This window comes from Okibacterium endophyticum (genome assembly GCF_054780075.1).
In genome coordinates this window covers 261,587-281,210 of the sequence record NZ_BAAGXA010000005.1, presented here as the reverse complement: position 1 = coordinate 281,210, position 19,624 = coordinate 261,587, and the positions used below count along the sequence as shown (strand labels likewise).

Genomic DNA, 19,624 nt, shown 5'->3' with positions numbered 1-19,624 from the left:
GAGAATCGATGCCAGACGGCGCTGCGACAGCCGACAATCCGTGGCCGATCGCGCTGCTCGGAACCAAGGTCAGGGACTACATCGACCGGCTCGGCTCGGTCTGGGTCGAGGGCGAGATCACCCAGTGGGGCGTCTCGGGCGGCAACGTCTACGGCAAGCTTCGCGATCTGGAACAAGACGCGACGGTGAGCTTCACGATCTGGTCGTCTGTGCGGGTTCGGCTTCCGGATGATCTGAAACAGGGCGACAGGGTCGTCGCACTGGTCAAGCCGAACTACTGGCTCAAGGGCGGAACCCTCACGATGCAGGTGTTCCAGATGAAGCATGTCGGGCTGGGAGACCTGCTCGAGCGCCTCGAGCGGTTGCGTTCGTCGCTCGCCGCCGAGGGGTTGTTCGATCCGGCGCGCAAAAAGCGGCTGCCGTTCCTGCCGCACTGCATAGGCCTGATCACCGGCAAGGACTCAGACGCAGAGAAAGACGTGCTGCGCAATGCTCAGTTGCGCTGGCCCGCGGTTGAGTTCACGGTCGTCCACGCGGCCGTGCAGGGAGACCGGACCGCCCCTGAGGTCGTTCAGGCGATCGAGACGCTCGACCGCGACCCTCGGGTCGACGTCATCGTCGTCGCCAGGGGCGGTGGCGACTTTCAGAACCTGCTCGGCTTCAGCGACGAACGCGTCGTTCGAGCGGCGGCCGCGTGCGCCACGCCGCTCGTGAGCGCCATCGGCCACGAAGCCGACCGGCCGTTGCTCGATGACGTGGCCGACCTGCGGGCGTCGACGCCGACGGATGCCGCGAAGCGGATCGTCCCAGACGTCGCCGAAGAGCTGGCGGGGGTCAGGCAGGCTCGCGGACGCCTCACCACGCGGCTGAGCGAGTATCTGTCGAATGAGGCGCACCGCATCGAGCAGATCAGGTCACGACCGGCACTCAGCACCGCCGACTGGATCATCGACAGCCGAGCGCAGGATCTCACGCGTTTCGTCGCGCGGGGCAGCGAACTCATCGAACGCCACCTGGAGCGCGCTTCGACGACCGTGGCAGAGCTTCGTTCCCATCTGCGCGCGCTGTCGCCCCAGCGCACACTCGACCGCGGATACACCATCGCTCAGGTCGACGGCGGCCGGGTGCTGAGATCAGCCGAAGACGCCCCCGCGGGCACAACGATCACACTGATGCTCGCAGACGGAACCGTGTCAGCAGAGTCTCGAGGGAGGATCCCGGAAGACACCATACGAGTGTCATCACCCGGCGATAGGATTAAGCAATGACCCAGCCCGCAGACGTCGAGTCGCTCAGCTACGAAGAGGCACGAGACGAACTGGTTCGCGTCGTGGCTGAACTCGAGCAGGGCGCGCCGACTCTTGAGCAGTCCCTCACACTCTGGGAACGGGGCGAATCGCTTGCACGCCGTTGCGAAGACTGGCTGATCGGCGCGAAGGCACGACTCGATGCCGCACGGGCGGCGCAGTCGCCCGGATCCGCCGACGCGGCGCCGGCAGACCATACGCCGCCGGCCCGATGAGCAGACGCGAGAAGACCGGTCGCGTGGTCGCCGAGCTCGGGCGCCCAGAGACAGCAGAAGAGACCGCCGCCCGCAAGGCTGAGAACTCGCGTCATCACCGTATGCGCCAGACGGTGAACAACCTGGTTTTCTCGCTCATGGTGACGGTGGGCCTCGTTGTTGTCATCGTCTTGGCGGTTCCGCGCGGCGATGTGTCTTCTGGGCCGGAGATCACCTGGTCCGAGGTCGCCCAGAACGCACAGCCGGCGTATGACGAGACACTCGCCGACCCGGTGCTTCCAGACGGATACAGCGCCAACTATGCCGAAGTCCGGCCGGCGGCCGGCGGCGGCGAGACCTGGAACATCGGGCTCATCACACCGAGCGACGAGTTCATCGGGATCACGCAGGGTTTCTCTGCCGACGAAGCCTGGGTGGCAGGCGAGCTGGCCAACACCCCGGCGTCGACCACCACGGTGATCGACGGAGTGACGTGGACGGTGTACGACAACCGCGACTCCCGCGCAGACGTCGGCAATGCGCGATATGCGCTCGTCACCGAGGCGGGCACCAGCACGTTCATCGTGTTCGGCACCGCCGACGACGCCGAGTTCATCGACGTCGCAGAAGCCATCACCCCGCAGATCACAGCGAACGAACAGACCAGGCACAACACGAATTCGGAGGACTGATGCCCCAGAAACGACCGGGCAAGGCGTGGCAGGAGATGATGCGCGGAAATGCGCGATTCGTGGCCGGCACGCCACGGCATCCGCGTCAGGACGTCGAGGATCGCACACGACTGGCCGAGGCGCAGACCCCGGACGTTGTGCTCTTCGGATGCTCCGATTCACGCCTGGCCGCCGAGATCATCTTCGACAAGGGACTCGGCGACCTCTTCGTCGTGCGCAATGCGGGACAGGTGATCTCGGACTCCGTGGTCGGGTCTATCGAGTATGCGGTTGAAATCCTGCACGCGCCGTTGATCGTCGTGCTCGGACACGACCGGTGCGGCGCGGTCAGGGCGGCCATCGATTCACTCGCCCCGGACGCCCCAGAGCTGCCACCGCACATCGACCGGCTGATCAGCCAGATCGTGCCAGCAGCTAAACGGGTCGCGCGCAGCTCAGGGCTGAGCGAGTTCACACGCGGAAGCGTCGCAGAGATCGACTCGACGCTCGTCGGCCGAGAACACCTGCGAGACACGGTCACCGAGCTCCTTCAGCGCTCTGAGATGATTGCAGAGGCTGTTGCACACGGAGTCCTCGGGATCGTCGGCGCCAACTACAGACTCGTCGAGGGGACCGCGGTGCCCGACGTCATCCTCGGGATCCACGACGAACAGCCGGGCTGAGCCCGCTGGAGCGAGCCTTGACAACCGGCGGCCGCACCGCCTGCCGGGCATAGATCAGCAACCAGACAATTCGACAGCATACGTGATGCGCCGCAGGGTCGCACCGCATCGAGAGTTAAGGAGAGCACACGTGTCAGACACGGACGCACAGTACCGAATCGAGCACGACACCATGGGCGAGGTCCGCGTGCCGGCCGCTGCCCTGTATGGGGCGCAGACGCAGCGGGCTGTCGAGAACTTTCCGATCTCGGGCGCCGGGCTCGAGTCGGCGCAGATCTCTGCGCTCGCCCGCATCAAGAAGTCCGCGGCCATCGCCAATGCGCAACTCGGTGTTCTCGACAGCGCTATCGCAGACGCTATCGCCGGCGCCGCAGACGAGGTGATCGCGGGTGGCCACGACGACCAGTTCCCGATCGACGTCTACCAGACCGGTTCGGGCACATCGTCGAACATGAACATGAATGAGGTGCTCGCCTCCCTGGCCTCCGCCCGCCTCGGCAGCGCTGTGCACCCGAACGACCATGTGAACTGCTCCCAATCGTCGAACGACGTGTTCCCGACATCCGTGCACATCGCTGTGACCGGTGCTCTCATCGACGAGCTGATTCCCGCGCTCGATCACCTCGCCGTCGCCCTCGAAGAGAAGGCCGAGGCGTGGAAGGATGCGGTGAAGCCCGGCAGGACGCACCTCATGGACGCCACTCCTGTCACGCTCGGGCAGGAGTTCGGCGGCTACGCCAGGCAGGTCAGGCTCGGCATCGAACGGGTGCGTACGGCGCTCCCCCGCGTCGCCGAGGTTCCGCTCGGGGGCACGGCGGTCGGCACAGGCATCAACACCCCTCTCGGCTTTCCGCAACTGGTCATCGAGATTCTCACCGCCGAGACGGAACTGCCCATCACAGAGGCCGCAGACCACTTCGAGGCCCAGGCGAACCGCGACGGCCTCGTCGACGCATCCGGCGCACTCCGCACGATAGCCGTCAGCCTCACGAAGATCTGCAACGACCTGCGCTGGATGGGGTCGGGGCCGAACACCGGCCTCGGTGAGATCCAGATCCCGGACCTGCAGCCCGGCTCGTCGATCATGCCGGGCAAGGTGAACCCGGTCATCCCCGAGGCGGTGCTCATGGTCTGCTCGCGCGTGATCGGCAACGATGCGGCCGTCGCCTGGGGCGGTGCATCGGGGTCGTTCGAGCTCAACGTGCAGATCCCCCTGATGGGAACAGCGCTGCTCGAATCGATCCGCCTGCTGTCGAACGCGACACGTGTGCTCGCAGACAAGACCGTGAGCGGCTTGGTCGCCAACGTCGATCACGCAGCGGCCCAGGCCGGCAAGTCGCCGTCGATCGTCACGCCCTTGAACAAGCTGATCGGCTATGAGAAAGCGGCGAAGATCGCCAAGCACTCGGTCGCGAACGGCATCACGGTTCGCGAAGCCGTTGTCGACCTCGGCTTTGTGCAGAACGGTGAGGTCACAGAGGAACAACTCGACAGCGCGCTCGACCTGCTGTCGATGACCCACCCGAACTGACGGCTGTCGTGAACGGGTGAATCGTTCGGCGGTCTCGTAGGATGCCGCGCAAAGAGACGTCGGGAAATCGGTGCCGTGCGGCAGGGACGCCGGAGAAGGAGACACAGTGTTCTGGTGGGCCGTCGGCGTCGTCGGGGTTCTGGTCGGCGGGGTCGTCGTCGCGTTCATCGTGAGTCCTGTGCCGGGCGCGTTCATCATCAGGAGAGTCTTCACCAGGAACGGATCCAAGGTGCTCAGGGCGATGCAGCCCCACTCCCCCGCAGGGGTCACCACCCTGCTCAATGAGGTGTACCGCCCACATGATGCGCGCGCCGAATTGGATGTGTATTACCCCGACGACACTCGTGGGAGCCTGCCGACGATCGTCTGGGCTCACGGCGGCGCCTGGATCTCCGGCGGCAAAGCGGACGACGTGCCCTACTTCAAGCTCATCGCTGCTGCCGGGTACACGGTGGTGGGCGTGGACTATTCGGTCGGCCCCGAGCACAGGTATCCGACAGCCGTCCACCAGCTGAACGATGCCCTCCGCTACATCACCGACAACGCCGCGCGGCTCCACGTCGATCCGCACAACATCATCGTGGCGGGCGATTCGGCCGGAGCACAGCTCACCAGCCAGATCGCGCTCATCGTCACCGACCCTCCCTACGCCGAACGCGTTGGGATAAAGCCGTCACTCACCCCGGGCCAGCTCAAGGGCGTCATCCTGAACTGCGGCATCTACGACGTCCTGCCGCTCGTGCGCGCCGACGGCTTGTTCGGCTGGGGCGACAGAGAGACCCTCTGGGCATACACCGGCGCCCGCGATTTCGAGAGGTCAGAAGCCATCGCGCAGATGTCGACGCTCGACTCTGTGACGAAGGCGTTTCCGCCGACGTACATCAGCGGTGGCAACGCAGATCCGCTCACGCGGGGGCAGTCCAAACCGCTGGCTCAGAAGCTCATCTCGCTCGGCGTGCAGGTGACCACGCTGTTCTGGCCCGACGACTATGCTCCAGCGCTTGGTCACGAGTACCAGTTCGACCTCGACACCGAGGCCGCTCAGACAGCCCTGGCACGGACCCTCTCGTTCATCAGAACGGCGGTCGGCGAACCGTCCGCTCGTCATACTGACACCGCGTGAACCGCGCGGAGCGCGGTCGCCCTTCAGAGCGCTCCCGTGGCAACGAGCACAGTCGTGGTCCAGAACCCGACGAGCATAAACGGCCCGAACGGTATTCTCGTGCGGCGGCTGCCTGAGCGACGAAGCATCACAACAACCCCGGCGGCTCCGCCGATCAGAAACATCGCGAGCACCCCGATCAACGCGGGGGTGCCGCCGAGTCCCGGCGGTGACACCCGCCCAGAGATGTCACCGACGAGACCGAGGGCGAAGCCCAGCAGGACGACCAGCTTCACGTCGCCCATCCCCAGCCCTCCGAGAAGGTGCATCATCAGAAAGAACAGCCCGCAGAGCGCACCCGCGCACACGGCGACCATCGGGAACACACCGCTCTGCAGCCAGAACCAGGCTGTCGAGATGCACAGCACAACGTAGCCGGGCAGAACGAGGGGGTTCGGCAGGCGGTGCTCCGAGACGTCGATGCGAACCAGATCGGGCGTCACGCACGCCAGATGACCGGTGCACGCCAGGAACGGCAGTCCATACGCTCCGCCCGCCGTCTGAGCTGCGACCACGGCGATGATGAGAAGGCCAGCCGTGATCCCGAGCCGCCACCCGCCACCGACAACAACGTGACGGATGCGTTCGGCGCGTTCGCTGGCGGTCATGTGCAGACACGATAGCGAGTGCGCGCCGACGCCCGTGCCCGTTATCCACAGCAGTGACGTCCCGACCTCTGTGCGGTGGTCGAGACGTCACTGCCGAGTGGCTCAGGTCACCCGCACCGAGCCGATCGATCAGCCCAGTTCATTGCCCTCGAGGAGTTCGGTGACGAGCGCAGCGATCGAGCTCCGTTCCGAGCGCGTGAGCGTCACATGCCCGAAGAGGGAGTGACCTTTGAGCGCTTCGATCACGGATGCGACACCGTCGTGCCGGCCGACTCGCAGGTTGTCTCGCTGCGCGACGTCGTGGGTGAGCACAACCCGGGAGTTCTGACCGATGCGGCTCAACACCGTCAGCAGCACATTTCGCTCGAGTGACTGTGCCTCATCCACGATGACGAACGCATCGTGCAGCGAACGTCCGCGGATGTGCGTCAACGGCAGGACCTCGATCAGCCCGCGCTCGATCACCTCGTCGAGCACATTCTGCGAGATGACCGACCCGAGCGTGTCATAGACCGCCTGACCCCAGGGGTTCATCTTCTCGCCCTGGTCCCCGGGAAGATAACCGAGCTCCTGCCCGCCCACCGCGTAGAGCGGCCGGAACACCATGATGCGTCTGTGCTGTTGTCTCTCGAGCACGGCTTCCAACCCGGCGCAGAGGGCGAGCGCAGACTTCCCCGTTCCTGCTCGGCCCCCCAGCGAGACGATCCCGACCTCCGGGTCGAGAAGCAGATCGATGGCGAGTCTCTGCTCTGCGCTGCGTCCGTGCAGGCCGAAGACCTCCCTGTCGCCCCTGACGAGCTTGAACTCGCGCCTGCCGGTCACGCGGCCGAGCGCGGATCCGCGCTCAGAGGTGACGACGAGCCCGGTGTTCACGGGGAGGTTCTCGACGGTCTTCGAGACACCGACTTCGCTCTCATAGAGATCGCTCATCTCATTGGCTGAGAGCGTGATGTCCGCCATCCCCGTCCACCCGGAGTCGATGGCCTGTTCCGCAAGATACTCCTCCGCGGGCAAGCCGATGGACGCCGCCTTGACACGCAGCGGAAGATCCTTGGAGACGACTGTCACGTCGAGGCCTTCGTGCGCGAGATTCTGCGCGACGGCGAGAATACGAGAGTCGTTGTCTCCGAGTTGCAACCCGCTTGGAAGTGCCGCCATGCTCGAGTGATTCAGCTCAACACGCAGCGTGCCGCCGTCACCGACCTCGACCGGAAAGTCCAGCCGTTCGTGTTCGACGCGCAACTCATCGAGAAACCGAAGAGCCTGACGGGCGAAGTACCCGATCTCGGGGTCGTGACGTTTTCCTTCGAGCTCTGAGATCACCACAACGGGAATGACCACAGAGTGCTCGGCGAATCTGAAGAACGCCTTGGGGTCAGACAACAAAACCGAGGTATCCAATACATAGGTACGCTCGGTCTGCTTCCGCGTGCTCGGTTCTGATTCCGGTGTGTGCAACTGCCTTTCGTTCTCGATGGCTGATATCTGGGTTTCTCTCGCGGCCACAACCACTCCCACCCCGAGCCTTCGGCCCGGCTTATCAGCGAGATCAGCCACCAAGCGGTTACGAGTCGAACATATGTGGCCGTCTCGATCAGGCGCCATACCTGATGAGTGAGACGTTACGCCGTGTAAACGCAAATCACGGAGGACACGCCAGAACAGAACGTTGCCTGCAGATGAACGATGTGCGGACACCCGTGGAACGCGGTGTTGTCACCCGCCGAAACGACGGTGCCGACGGGAATAGTCACGCAGGGCTCGCAAAAAATCGACCTCTCGCAGGTCGGGGCCGAGGGCTTCGACGAAATAGAACTCGCTGTGCGCGCTCTGCCACAGCATAAAGTCGCTGAGCCGCTGTTCGCCGGAGGTTCGGATGACCAGATCGGGGTCGGGCTGACCGCCCGTATAGAGATGCTCACCGATGAGATCCGGTGTGAGCAGGCCGGCAAGCTCGGTGAGGTCTCGGCCCTCGAGGTGATGTTTCTCGACGATGCTTCGCATGGCGTCGACGATCTCGGTACGCCCACCGTAGCCGACGGCGAGGTTGATGTGGAGCCCGTTCTTGCCGACGGTCCTGGCCTCGGCCGCGGCGAGCGCGTCGACGAGGGGTTGGGGCAGCCCCGTGGACGAACCGACATGCTTCACCCGCCAATCGCGGTAATGCGACAGCTCTTCGGCGAGGTCGGCGATGATCTCGACGAGGTCTCCGAGCTCGTCAGACGACCGCGAACTGAGATTGTCGCTCGAGAGCAGGTAGAGCGTGACGACCTCGATGCCGAGGTCATCGCACCACTCGAGGAACTCTCGCATCTTCGCGGCCCCTGCACGGTGCCCGTGGGCTGCCGTTGTGTATCCGAGCTGCTTCGCCCAGCGCCGGTTGCCGTCGATGATCATCGCGATATGCCCGGGAAGCGGGCCGGAGCCCAACCCCCTGCGCAGTCGTTTCTGATACAGGTTGTAAAGAACTCCGGGGCCGGACCTGTTCTGACTCCTGCTCACACAGTTACGTTAGTCCAATTCGTCTGGGACTCTCGGAGGAGCTCACGTATTCTGGCGGTATGGCAGACAAGCGCAGCGGAGGCCATGGTCACCGACGCGGCACCGCTGAAAGCGAGCGGGTGGACGACGACCGCCGCAACGATATGGAGGCGGCTGCGGCCGTCGCGGCAGACGACGCGGCCGGGCCGCACCTGCCGGACATCCCGATGGTCGATGCGGCGACTCCAGACCCCGCAACGCTGAAACCGCGCTGGCGAGGATGGATCCACGCCGTCACCTTCCCGATCGCTATCGTCCTGGGCGCACTGCTCGTCTCCGTTGCCCAGGGCGCACCGGCGAAGTGGAGCTCGACGGTCTTCGCGGCGACCTCACTCCTTCTGTTCGGCGTCTCGGGGCTCTACCACCGATTCCACTGGAGACCGGGCACGGCCGTGCTGTTGAAACGCCTTGATCACTCCAACATCTTTCTGCTCATCGCCGGCACCTACACTCCGATGTCGGTCCTCGCCCTTCCGCAGCACAAAGCCATTGTGCTGCTGAGCATCGTCTGGAGCGGCGCCCTTCTCGGCATCGGCTTCCGCGTGTTCTGGATCAACGCGCCGCGCTGGCTCTATGTGCCGCTCTACGTCGCACTCGGCTGGGCTGCCGTGATGTATCTCGGCGATATCGCCGCCGCGAACGTCATCACCCTGCTGCTCATCATCGTCGGCGGGCTTCTCTACACGGGCGGGGCCATCGTCTACGCGCTCAAGCGGCCGAACCCCTGGCCGGGAAACTTCGGCTTCCATGAGATCTTCCACGCCTGCACGGTCCTGGCGTTCCTGTGCCACTGGACGGGCATCCTGCTCCTCGCGATCGATCCGGTCTACACGGCCTGACCAGAAGCAGGACTACGGCGAATCGTTTCGCCGGGTGTCCGGCCGGTCGTCCCGCTCTTCGGATGCCTCCAGCGCGGCATCCTGCTCCCGTTTCTCGGTCTGCAGGCGCTCCTGGATCTCTGCACGATAGTTCACTCTGCGCACCCTCCGCACCATATCGATGACCAGCAGCACCACAACGAGCCCGATCAGAAAGATCGCGATGAAGCCGGCAGGTCCAGGCGTCACCGAGTTCGGATCGATCTGGAGCGACGGCGTCGGCTCCGGTGCCAGGCGGAGCAGTGCATCCTCCGTCGCCGAAGCAGCTCGTTGGATCATTCCGTGTCCTCGATTCCCGCGAACAGGTCGCTTTCGTTCTCTGGTGTGGGCACAAGACTCCGCACACGTTCGAAGTCCTCATATGGCCACGCAGATCTCTGCAGGTCATTCGGCCAGAAGAAGAAACGTGAATCCGGGGCGACCTGACTGGCATGGGCGAGCAGCGAGGCGTCTCTGGTCTCGAAGAAATCACCGACGGGCACATGGGTCGTCGCTCTCGCCGGACGGTCTCTCATCCAGGTCAGCATCTCGGCCAGCTCCTCGGCCAGCGGCGAGTCGGGCTCCCGGCGCGCGAGGGCATCCGCGTTCGCCTTCAGCCGCTCATAGTTGAAGACGCAGTCGTAATACACCTTCAACACCTGCCATGGTGCTCCCGCCTCTGGGTAGGCTGTTCCGTCTGCGGCGGCGTGAAACGCCGCCATCGACACCTCGTGGCAACGGATGTGATCCGGATGGGGGTAGCCGCCCCCTTCGTCATAGGTGACGAGCACGTGCGGACGGAACTCGCGAATCACACGCACAAGAGGAGCCGCAGAGATCTCGAGCGGAATCGATGCGAACGAGCCCGGTGGCACCGTGCCGTCGTCGTTGGCCATGCCTGAGTCCTGATAGCCGAGCCATCTGTGGGCGATCCCCTGCACACGCGCCGCCTCTGCCATTTCGATGCGGCGCAGACCGGGCAGGTCGCGCTCGGCCATCGGCAGGCCGTCGAGCGCCGGGTTCAGCACATCTCCGCGCTCGCCGCCGGTGCACGACACCACCATCACGTCAACCCCGCGCGACCGGTAGTACGCGTTCGTGGCCGCGCCCTTGCTCGATTCGTCATCGGGGTGCGCATGCACGGAAAGCAGTCTGAGCGTCACGGGGGCTCCTGATAGCGGGTGCGGAAACGGGCGGCCAAAAGCGATTAGCCTGAGATAAGACTAGACGTTCCCCCGAAGAGGTTTGATGGCCCACAACAACACACGCGTCCTGGCGACAGGTCTCCCGTCTGCTGACGACGAGGCGTTGGAGGCACGATACGGGCATAAGCGCGCACGCCGCATGGATCGATGGCTTCTCGGCGGCCTCGCGGGTCTCGTTGCGCTCGTGCTCGTCGGCTGGGTGATCTGGGCGACGTTCAGCGGCTCGGGGACGACGCTCGATGTGCAAGACACCGCCCACAACGTTGTCGACGACCACACGGTGACCGTCACCTTCGAAGTGTCGGTCCAAGCCGGAACCGGGGTGATCTGCGCCGTCCAGGCCCTCAACGAACAGTTCGCCGTCGTCGGCTGGAAGATCGTCGACATTCCCCCGGCAGACACGTTCACCCGCTCGATCACCGAGACCGTTCGCACGAGCGCGCCCGCGAACACAGGTTTGATTAACCACTGTTGGCTGGCCTAAGATCTTCTGATACCCACGCACGGGTCGACACGCCCTGACACTTCGTCAGGGCGTGAGTTTCTGTAAGGAGTTCACCATGGTTGACGCTACGAACGTTAGCTTCCTCACCCAGGAGGCCTACGACCGGCTGGCTGCAGAACTCGAACACCTGTCGACGGTCGGCCGAGAAGAGATCGCCAAGCGGATCGAAGCCGCTCGCGAAGAAGGCGACCTCAAAGAGAACGGCGGGTACCACGCCGCGAAAGACGAACAGGGAAAACAAGAGGCGCGCATCCGGACGCTCACCCATATGCTTCGCAATGCAACAGTGGGTGCGGTGCCCGAGAGCACGGGTGTGGTCGAGTCCGGAACGGTCATCACCGCGACGGTGGCAGGCAGTGAAGAGGTCTTCCTGCTCGGAAACCGAGAGATCGCGGGTGACTCCGACCTCGATGTCTACAGCGAGATGAGCCCGCTCGGAGAAGCGATCATCGGGCTGAAGACCGGCGAGAGCACCACGTACACCGCCCCGAACGGCAAAGAGATCTCCGTCACCATCACAAACGTCGAGACCTATACCGGTCAGTGACCAGGTGGTCAGTGACCGGGTGTACGGGTCGGTGACCGTGCGCTCCTGACCCCCGTCAGTCCTCGACGATCTGCGGGGCGTATCCCGCGTTCTGAAGTGTGCTGATCACCAGGTTCCGGTGGTCCTCTCCTCGGGTCTCCACGCTGAGCTCGAGTTCGACCTCGCCGATCTTGAGCCCGTGACGGTGCCTCGTGTGGTGCACCTCGAGAACATTCGCGTTCGCCTGCGCCACGAGTTCACTGGTCTTGGCCAGTTGTCCTGGGCGGTCGGGCAGCGGGATTCTGAGGGTCAGGTACCGACCCGATGCCGCCAGGCCGTGACTGATCACGTTCTGCATGAGCAGCGGGTCGATATTGCCGCCCGAGAGGATGACGGCCGTGGGTCCGGATGCGTTCACCAGGCCGGCCAGGATCGCTGCGACCCCGGCGGAGCCGGCCGGTTCAACGACGAGCTTCGCCCGCTCGAGCAGCACAACGAGGGCCTTCGCGATATCATCCTCCGTCACCGTGATGACCTCGTCGACGAGTTCCCTCACAAGCTCGAAGGTGATGAGACCCGGTTTGGCGACAGCTATGCCGTCTGCGATGGTGGGCTGAACGGCGACCTCGGTCGCCACCCCCTTCGCGAGCGATGTGGGGAAGGCGGCGGCGTTTGCGGCCTGGACCCCGATCACCCTCACCGTGCGTCCGTCCAGAGCTGCACGTTGCTTGATGGCCGCGGCCACTCCTGAGATCAGGCCGCCCCCGCCGATGGGGACGATCACTGTCTCGACCTCTGGCACCTCGTCATAGATCTCGAGGCCGAGCGTGCCCTGCCCGGTGATGATGTCGAGGTGGTCGAACGGAGGGATGAAAACCGCCCCGGTCTCTTCTGCATACCGAGCCGCCGCGAGCAGAGGCTCAGCGACCGAATGGCCGCGCAGCACGACCTGCGCACCGTAGTGCCTCGTGGCCTGCAACTTCGGCAGCGGAACACCGACGGGCATAAAGATGGTGGCGGCGATGCCCAGTTCCCTGGCGGCGAATGCGACGCCCTGCGCGTGGTTGCCAGCCGAGGCGGCGACGACACCGCGCGCCCGTTCCTCCGGGGTCAGCTTCGCCATGCGGTTGTACGCGCCCCTGATCTTGTATGAACCGGTGCGCTGCAGGTTCTCGCACTTCATAAGCACGGGCACGCCGAGCAGCTCCGCCAGGTAACGCGAGCTTTCGACAGGGGTCGGATCCGCCACCTTCGAGACGAGCTCTCGTGCCGCTTCGAACTGCTCGAGAGTCGGGCTGCCGGTGAGGGTTTCAGTCATCTGTGTTCACCTTGTTGTCGTTCACCTTGTTGGCCGGAGATGGCGTGTTTCGGCGGGTCCGCTGTGTCGGCACCGTCTGCCAGAGCACGTTCGTCATCATCACAGGGGCTCCGGGGGGCGCCGTTCGCCAGACCCCCGAGACCATGTACCTGATCATGACGTTGAGCACAGCGGCGATCGGAACAGCGAACAGCGCTCCGGGAATGCCGGCCAGCATCGTGCCGGCGGCGACGACGAGAACGATGGCGAGCGGGTGCACCTTCACGGCGGTTCCCATCAGAAGCGGCTGAAGCACGTGGCCTTCTATCTGCTGAACGAGCAGCACAACCCCGAGCATCAGCAGCGCGACGACCCATCCGTTGTAGACGAGAGCGACGAAGACGGCAACGGCGCCCGTGACGACGGCGCCGACGATGGGCACGAATGCGCCGAGGAACACGAGAACCGCGATGGGGAGTGCGAGGGGAACCCCCAAGAGCAGGGCACCCGCACCGATGCCGATCGCGTCGATCGTGGCGACGAGGATCTGGGTCCTCGCATAGTTCGCGAGAGTCGACCAGCCGGCCTGCCCCGCGCCGTCGACGGCGAGCCGAGCGCGCCGCGGGAACAACCTGACGATCCATCTCCAGATCCCGCGTCCGTCGATCAGAATGAACAACAACGAGAAGAGGGCGAGGAACAGGCCGGCGACGACGTGTCCGACGGTGGATCCGACCGAGAGGGCGCCGGAGACCAGGGCTCCGCTGTCCTGCTGCACCGCGTTCATCACATTGCCGAAGAACGCGTTCAGCTCGGCCTCGGTCACCTCGAGCGGTGAGACGAGCAGCCAGTCTTTAAAGGAATCGAACGACACGATCGTGCGGTCGCGCACCTCGGCGAAGTCAGCGGTGATCTGTCGGATGGCCACCCAGAGCAATCCCGTGACGATCGCCAGGGTGCCGACCATCGCCAGCGCGACGGCGAGGCCGCGCGGCCAGCGATGCCGCACGAGAAACGTCACGAGCGGCACCAGAAGCGACGAGACCAGAACGGCGATGAGCAGCGGAATCACGATGTAGCGCAGCTGGATGACGATGAACACGAGCACGGAGAGCATCCCCGCGATCAGCAGCAGGCGCCACGACCATGCGGCAGCCACGCGAACGCTGCGCGGAACCGTGTTCACGATCTCGTCTTCGGTGACCGGTCGTTCCTGCTCTGGCGGTCGTGTGTGCGCGGCGCCCTCGGGCGCGAACAATCGCTTCCACCAGCTCTGCTTCTCGCTCGAACGCGCCACCGGATCAGTCTAAGACGTGCTGTCGCCCATGCCCGCATCCGGCCCGCCAGGCACGGGCCACCGCGAGCATCGCCGATCCTCCGCGTCAGGTGTTTTCCTCGTGCGACGACGTTCCTCGATAACACCAGTTGCTCCAGCACACAGCGGGTTGTGGCCGCATTCAACTACCAGGCGATTGAGGGCGGCAGCATTATTTCGGTCTCAATCGGTTGGGGTTCTTGAGATCGGTATCGGCGCAGGCGCTTTGAGTCTGAAGAAGAGTACCAATCTATTTACGTCAGTATGTAGCGCTAGTTCTTGAAACCGAGGCGTGCTTCCGGCAGGAATCACACCTCGGTTTCTTTCTTGATTGCTTTCTCCGCATCGCGGATGCCGTCTGAAACGGCCCGCCGGATGACCCCATACAGGGCGTAGAAGAAAATACCTGCTGCAACAACAAGGAGCGCGAGCCCTGAAAGCGGATCCATCACCACAGAGTATCTAACGACGTCCCTCAAATCTGCCCTCCTCTGCCGAACTCGTCACATACGCCGCCATCGCGCATGGCGTGGCGTCTGGCCGATTATTACCTCTTACCGCCTGCGCAGTGACGACACGCGCAGAGCGGTCGACCAGGGACCACGACCGGGGATGTCTGGGGCCGGCGCTAACGTGTGGTGAATGACGGATCGGATATCGCTCGCGCTCGCACGCAGGATCGCCCTCGCCGCGCAAGGGTTCGGCTCTCTGACGACACGCACGCCGTCTCCCATGGGCGTCAGGCAGCTCAACAGCCTCGTCGAACGCCTGGGCGTTCTGCAGATCGACTCCGTCAACGTCTTCGAGCGCAGCCACTATCTGCCCGTCTTCGCCCGTCTCGGGGAGTATGACAAGGCGCTTCTCGACCGCGTGACCATGCGCCCCCGCGCCCGGCATCTCGAGTACTGGGCACACGAGGCCGCGTTCCTGCCGCGCGCACGCTGGCCGCTGTTCCGCTGGCGTATGAACGAGTACCGTGACCGGAGTCTCGCCGCAGAAGACGGTTGGGCCGCCCAGCACCGCGCTTTCCTTCAGTGGCTGCGCGATGAGCTGCGAGACAGAGGTCCGATGGCGGCGAGCGAGGTCGAGCACGACTCCCAGGGCAGGACCGGTCCGTGGTGGGGCTGGTCGGACGTGAAGATCGGTCTCGAGACACTCTTCCGCTGGGGCGAGGTGGTGTCGGCGGGGCGGTCGGGATTCGAGAGGCGTTACGGCCTTGCCGAGCACCTTCTGACCGCTGACGAGCTGAATCACGAGATCGGCCGAGACGATGCGATCAGAGAACTCGTCAGACACGCCGCCATCGCGCATGGCGTGGCCACTCTGGATGATCTGGCCGATTACTACCGCCTGCGCAGTGACGACACGCGCAGAGCGGTCGCCGAGCTGACGGATGCCGGCGAGCTCATCCCCGTGTCCGTCGACGGCTGGGAGCAGTCGGGCAGGTCAAAGCCGGCCTGGCTGCACGCACAGGCGAGAAGGCCGAGATCGATGGACGTCGATGCGCTCCTCTCGCCCTTCGATCCCGTGGTCTGGGCGCGCCCGCGCGCCCTTCGGCTGTTCGACCTGCACTACCGGATCGAGATCTACACACCCAAGCACAAGCGTGTGCACGGCTACTATGTGCTGCCGGTTCTCATCGGCGGGCGAATAGCGGCTCGCGTCGACCTCAAGAACGACAGGCAGGCCGATGTGCTGCGGGTGCAGTCCGCCTGGGCGGAGCCGGGAGCACCGGACGACACGGCCGATCGCCTCGCCGGACTTTTGCGTCGCACCGCACGGTGGCAGCAGCGGTCGGATATCCAGCTGATGGGGCCGGGCAACCTCTCATCGCGACTGGCCGCGGCGTTGAACCACTGACCCGATGGGCAGCAGTCCCCATGTAACCCCCGTGTTTCTGCGCCTCGTGGCCCCACATCGGGGGCTGCAAGCTGATACCTTTGCTCTCATCCCGATAATGAAGGAGTGATTCACGATGGTCACGGATGACAAGACACCAGACGCCGACGGGGGTAGTGGCGAGGTGCCTCAGGGGGCTCCGGGCACAACGCCCTTCGCGCAGGACGCTCAGCACCCGCAGGCGACGCCGCCCTCAACGGGCGACCCGGCCCAGCAGGCATACACACAGGGGCAGACCTATGCCCAATCCGCCTACACACAGGGCGACCAGGCTCAGGCGGGTGATCCACGGTCCTCGTACTCCCCGCAGCAGCCCCCGGCATACGAGCAACACTCTCCCCAAGCGCAGCAGCCCCCGGCCCAGCAGGCCCAAGCCCAGGGCTCGTACACCCAGGGCGCCTACACCCAGGGGGCATACACCCAGGGCGCGTACACCCAGGGCACACAGGGGTCGAACCCGGGGCAGGGCCAGCAGCCGGGTCAGGCATCCGGCTACTCGCAAGGCGTGTACGGTCAGCCGACACCGGCAGGCTACCCGCAGAGCGGCGGCTACGGGGGCGGACAGGTCCCCCCTGGCGGCGCCTCCCCGAGTGACCCCCGCAAGAAGAAGAGGATCATCCTCATCAGCTCGCTCGCGGGTGCTCTTGTGCTGCTGCTCATCATCGGCGCCGTTGTCATCAACGTCATCAACACGAGCTCATACGGGCCGCAGGCGAGTGTGCAGAACTACCTGCAGGCGCTCTCTCAGGGCAAGGCCTCAGAGGCGAACAAGATGGCGAGTCCCGGAGACAACGAGGCGGCGACGGCGTTGCTGAGCGATGAGATTCTCGGCGAGTCTCCGGAGCTCATCAAGAACCCCAAGGTGACAGACGTGACCACCACCGGTGACTCCGCATATGCGCAGTTCACCTACAGCCTCGACGGCATCACCTACGACGGGCAGCTCAGCCTGAGCAACACCGGCAAGCAGGGGCTGTTCTTCGACACCTGGACGATTGACGAGCCGCTCGTCTCACCGCTGTACGTCTATCTCAATCAGGGCACCGAAGCCTCGGTGAACGGCGTGAATGTGGACTTCGGCGAGGAGTACTCGCTCGACGCCTACCCGGCTGTCTACGAGGTCGCTGCCCCAGACAACACGTTCTTCGAGGCAGAGGCACAGACCGTCGCCGTCGGCACGGGCTCCAAGGCCAGCTACGAGGGACTCGAGATCACTCTCACGCCGACAGAGGCGCTGACCGAAGAGGCGCAGAAACAGGTCAATGCGCACCTCGACGACTGCGCGGCGATGACCGAGATCGACCCGGAGGGCTGCAACCTCGACATCAGTTGGTACCTCGACTTCCTCGACGTGTCGTCGGCTAAGTACACGGTTGTGGAATACCCGACAGTCGTCGTCGATGAGAGCGGCAGGTACTTCGAGACCGAGGGCGGCGAGGTTGAAGCCGTTGTCTCAGGAACGCCGTACAGCGAGGGCGACCCGACGGAGGTGTCGTACGTGACGAACGACGACTGGTCGGGTTACTCGGGAGACGTCCTCATCGAGGGTGACGAAGTGACTCTCGAGTTCTATTGATCCTCGTGATCCAGCGGCGTCGCTGAGCCGGCAGGCACCGGGCGACGACACACGAAGAGGGGCGGACCAGTTCATTCAGATCCGCCCCTCTTCGTGTGTGACGCCGTTTGTGTGACGTTCGCCGGTCACACCCGGCGCCGGTCCCCATCCGGCACCGGTCACAGAACAGGCGCCGGTCTCGATCAGAGGCCCTGCCGGCTCAGAACCCTCCGCCGATGCGACGCAGGCGTTCCACACGTTCCGCGATCGGCGGGTGTGTGGCGAACAGACGCGCGATGGCACCGGGTTTCAGCGGGTCGGCGATCCACAGGTGTGCCATAGAGGAGTTCTGCCGTCTCAGAGGACGACCGTACGCCTGCAATTTCTCGAGAGCGCTCGCCAGCGCATCCGGGTGCCTCGTCGTCAACGCTCCGGTCGCGTCGGCCAGGTACTCTCGCTGGCGCGAGACAGCCAACTGCACCATGCTCGCGAGAAGAGGCGCCACGATCATCGCGACGAGTCCGATGATCAGGACCACGGGGTTTCCGTTGTTGTTCCTGTTGCCGCCGCCGAACCAGGCGAACCGCAGGAACATGTCCGCCAGGAATCCCACGGCGACGACGAGGCCGAAGACGATCATCGACACCCGAATGTCGTAGTTGCGAACGTGACCCATCTCGTGGGCCATCACGCCTTCGAGCTCCGAGTCGGTCATGATGTCGAGCAGACCTGTCGTCGCGGCGACGGAGGCGTGCTCCGGGTCTCGTCCGGTGGCGAATGCGTTCGGGGCCGGGTCGTCGATGAGATAGACCTTCGGCATGGGCATGCCCGTGGTGATCGCGAGGTTCTCGACGACGCGATAGAGCCGGGGGTTGTCGGCCTTCTGGATCTCACGGGCGCCGCTGACGGCGAGCGTCTGAGAGGATGCCGCGAAGTACTGGATCAGCGCGTACGCGGTCGCCACAACGATCGTGATGATCACGATCGTTGTGTTCTGGTAGATATACCCGGCCAGCGCGCCGAGTCCCCCGATGATCCCCAGGAAGAGCACGATGATCAACACGGTGTTCACCTTGTTCTTGCGGATCGCTCTATACATCGATAGTCCTTTCGTGCAGACGCCGATGGCTCGGGCGCACGCTGTGTGCGCGCACCCGAGCCATCGGCACAGTCAGTGAGTGCTTAGAACTGCACTCGTGGCGGCTCGGCGATCGCCGCGTTGTCTGTGACCTCGAAGAACTCGCGCTCATGAAAACCGAGGTTCTTGGCAAACATGTTGTTCGGGAACACCTTGATCTTGGTGTTGAGCTCACGAACGCCGCCGTTGTAGAAACGGCGCGATGCCTGGATCTTGTCTTCGGTGTCGACCAGCTCCCCCTGCAGCTGCAAGTAGTTCTGGCTCGCCTGAAGCTGCGGGTAGGCTTCTGCGACCGCGAAGATCGACTTCAGCGCCTGTTGCATGTGGTTCTCTGCCGCGGAGGCCTCAGCCGGGCCGGATGCCTGCAACGTCTCTGCACGTGCCCTGGTGACGTTCTCGAAGACCGCTTTTTCGTGTGCTGCGTACCCCTTGACCGATTCGATGAGGTTCGGGATCAAGTCGGCGCGTCGCTTCAGCTGCACGGTGATGTCGCTCCACGCCTCGTCAACGCGGACGTTGAGGGACACCAGCGAGTTGTACGTGACCCAGAAGTAGATGCCGATGACGACGGCCAGGCCGACGACGATGAGAAGCGGGATGAGCCATTCCATTGCGAGTGCTCCTTGGGAT

The 19,624-nt window shown here is 64.4% G+C and carries 21 protein-coding genes; 11 read left to right on the top strand and 10 right to left on the bottom strand.

Translation table 11 applies throughout. From position 1 onward, the window contains the following. Positions 1–8: 8 nt before the first annotated feature. The 6 genes from xseA (at position 9) to ACYVF5_RS05470 (ending at position 5,509) form a co-directional block, all read left to right on the top strand. Positions 9–1,268: an exodeoxyribonuclease VII large subunit gene (xseA, locus tag ACYVF5_RS05495; protein WP_460944145.1), complete on the top strand. Its 1,260-nt coding sequence runs from the start codon at positions 9–11 to the stop codon at positions 1,266–1,268. Continuing rightward, a complete protein-coding gene (locus tag ACYVF5_RS05490) occupies positions 1,265–1,522 on the top strand; it encodes an exodeoxyribonuclease VII small subunit (RefSeq protein ID WP_460944143.1) in 258 nt (85 codons plus the stop codon). Before xseA ends, ACYVF5_RS05490 begins: the two co-directional genes overlap by 4 nt. After that, positions 1,519–2,193 carry a DUF4245 family protein gene (locus ACYVF5_RS05485; RefSeq protein ID WP_460944141.1) on the top strand — a complete coding sequence of 225 codons (675 nt, stop codon included), beginning with the start codon at positions 1,519–1,521 and terminating at the stop codon, positions 2,191–2,193. The genes ACYVF5_RS05490 and ACYVF5_RS05485 overlap by 4 nt, the downstream gene beginning before the upstream one ends. Continuing rightward, positions 2,193–2,855, top strand: coding sequence for a carbonic anhydrase (locus tag ACYVF5_RS05480; RefSeq protein WP_460944139.1), 663 nt, complete (start codon positions 2,193–2,195; stop codon positions 2,853–2,855). Before ACYVF5_RS05485 ends, ACYVF5_RS05480 begins: the two co-directional genes overlap by 1 nt. A gap of 130 nt (positions 2,856–2,985) precedes the next feature. Beyond that, a complete protein-coding gene (locus ACYVF5_RS05475) occupies positions 2,986–4,386 on the top strand; it encodes a class II fumarate hydratase (RefSeq protein WP_460944137.1) in 1,401 nt (466 codons plus the stop codon). 106 nt (positions 4,387–4,492) lie between these two features. After that, positions 4,493–5,509 (top strand): alpha/beta hydrolase, encoded by a 1,017-nt coding sequence (locus tag ACYVF5_RS05470; protein WP_460944135.1) that lies wholly within the window; start codon positions 4,493–4,495, stop codon positions 5,507–5,509. 23 nt (positions 5,510–5,532) lie between these two features. Here ACYVF5_RS05470 and ACYVF5_RS05465 read toward each other — a convergent pair whose 3' ends face one another. The 3 genes from ACYVF5_RS05465 to ACYVF5_RS05455 all read right to left on the bottom strand — a co-directional run bounded on the left by ACYVF5_RS05465 (position 5,533) and on the right by ACYVF5_RS05455 (position 8,658). Next, on the bottom strand, positions 5,533–6,156 hold the full coding sequence (locus ACYVF5_RS05465) for a prepilin peptidase (RefSeq protein WP_460944133.1): 624 nt from the start codon (positions 6,154–6,156) through the stop codon (positions 5,533–5,535). 129 nt (positions 6,157–6,285) lie between these two features. Further along, entirely contained in the window at positions 6,286–7,761 is a 1,476-nt protein-coding gene (locus ACYVF5_RS05460) for a PhoH family protein (RefSeq protein ID WP_460944131.1), read from the bottom strand. A gap of 111 nt (positions 7,762–7,872) precedes the next feature. Then, positions 7,873–8,658, bottom strand: a complete 786-nt coding sequence (locus tag ACYVF5_RS05455; RefSeq protein WP_460944129.1) for an isoprenyl transferase — start codon at positions 8,656–8,658, stop codon at positions 7,873–7,875. 206 nt (positions 8,659–8,864) lie between these two features. Here ACYVF5_RS05455 and trhA point away from each other — a divergent pair, with 206 nt between their 5' ends. Further along, entirely contained in the window at positions 8,865–9,536 is a 672-nt protein-coding gene (trhA, locus tag ACYVF5_RS05450; RefSeq protein ID WP_460945283.1) for a PAQR family membrane homeostasis protein TrhA, read from the top strand. Positions 9,537–9,548: 12 nt separating this feature from the next. Here trhA and ACYVF5_RS05445 read toward each other — a convergent pair whose 3' ends face one another. Next, positions 9,549–9,854, bottom strand: coding sequence for a hypothetical protein (locus tag ACYVF5_RS05445; RefSeq protein WP_460944127.1), 306 nt, complete (start codon positions 9,852–9,854; stop codon positions 9,549–9,551). After that, a complete protein-coding gene (gene mca, locus ACYVF5_RS05440; protein WP_460944125.1) occupies positions 9,851–10,717 on the bottom strand; it encodes a mycothiol conjugate amidase Mca in 867 nt (288 codons plus the stop codon). The genes ACYVF5_RS05445 and mca overlap by 4 nt, the downstream gene beginning before the upstream one ends. An 85-nt stretch (positions 10,718–10,802) precedes the next feature. Between mca and ACYVF5_RS05435 the strand changes: the two genes are divergently transcribed. Both ACYVF5_RS05435 and greA read left to right on the top strand, forming a co-directional pair. Then, positions 10,803–11,243, top strand: a complete 441-nt coding sequence (locus ACYVF5_RS05435; protein ID WP_460944123.1) for a DUF4307 domain-containing protein — start codon at positions 10,803–10,805, stop codon at positions 11,241–11,243. 76 nt (positions 11,244–11,319) lie between these two features. Then, positions 11,320–11,811 carry a transcription elongation factor GreA gene (gene greA / locus ACYVF5_RS05430; RefSeq protein ID WP_460944121.1) on the top strand — a complete coding sequence of 164 codons (492 nt, stop codon included), beginning with the start codon at positions 11,320–11,322 and terminating at the stop codon, positions 11,809–11,811. 55 nt (positions 11,812–11,866) lie between these two features. Here the strand turns inward: greA and ilvA are convergent, their stop codons facing one another. From ilvA to ACYVF5_RS05415, 3 genes are all read right to left on the bottom strand, one after another. Continuing rightward, the gene (ilvA, locus tag ACYVF5_RS05425) at positions 11,867–13,108 is read right to left on the bottom strand and encodes a threonine ammonia-lyase (RefSeq protein WP_460944119.1); all 1,242 of its coding nucleotides are present in this window, start codon (positions 13,106–13,108) and stop codon (positions 11,867–11,869) included. Continuing rightward, a complete protein-coding gene (locus ACYVF5_RS05420; RefSeq protein WP_460944117.1) occupies positions 13,101–14,384 on the bottom strand; it encodes an AI-2E family transporter in 1,284 nt (427 codons plus the stop codon). Before ACYVF5_RS05420 ends, ilvA begins: the two co-directional genes overlap by 8 nt. A 326-nt stretch (positions 14,385–14,710) precedes the next feature. Next, the gene (locus ACYVF5_RS05415) at positions 14,711–14,851 is read right to left on the bottom strand and encodes a hypothetical protein (protein WP_460944115.1); all 141 of its coding nucleotides are present in this window, start codon (positions 14,849–14,851) and stop codon (positions 14,711–14,713) included. Between the two features lie 193 nt (positions 14,852–15,044). Here ACYVF5_RS05415 and ACYVF5_RS05410 point away from each other — a divergent pair, with 193 nt between their 5' ends. Beyond that, positions 15,045–16,262, top strand: a complete 1,218-nt coding sequence (locus tag ACYVF5_RS05410) for a winged helix-turn-helix domain-containing protein (protein ID WP_460944113.1) — start codon at positions 15,045–15,047, stop codon at positions 16,260–16,262. A 115-nt stretch (positions 16,263–16,377) separates the two neighbouring features. Further along, a complete protein-coding gene (locus ACYVF5_RS05405) occupies positions 16,378–17,877 on the top strand; it encodes a flagellar basal body-associated FliL family protein (RefSeq protein ID WP_460944111.1) in 1,500 nt (499 codons plus the stop codon). Between the two features lie 199 nt (positions 17,878–18,076). Here the strand turns inward: ACYVF5_RS05405 and ACYVF5_RS05400 are convergent, their stop codons facing one another. Beyond that, positions 18,077–18,955 carry a M48 family metalloprotease gene (locus ACYVF5_RS05400; RefSeq protein ID WP_460944109.1) on the bottom strand — a complete coding sequence of 293 codons (879 nt, stop codon included), beginning with the start codon at positions 18,953–18,955 and terminating at the stop codon, positions 18,077–18,079. Positions 18,956–19,038: 83 nt separating this feature from the next. Then, positions 19,039–19,605: a LemA family protein gene (locus tag ACYVF5_RS05395; protein WP_460944107.1), complete on the bottom strand. Its 567-nt coding sequence runs from the start codon at positions 19,603–19,605 to the stop codon at positions 19,039–19,041. Positions 19,606–19,624: the final 19 nt, after the last annotated feature.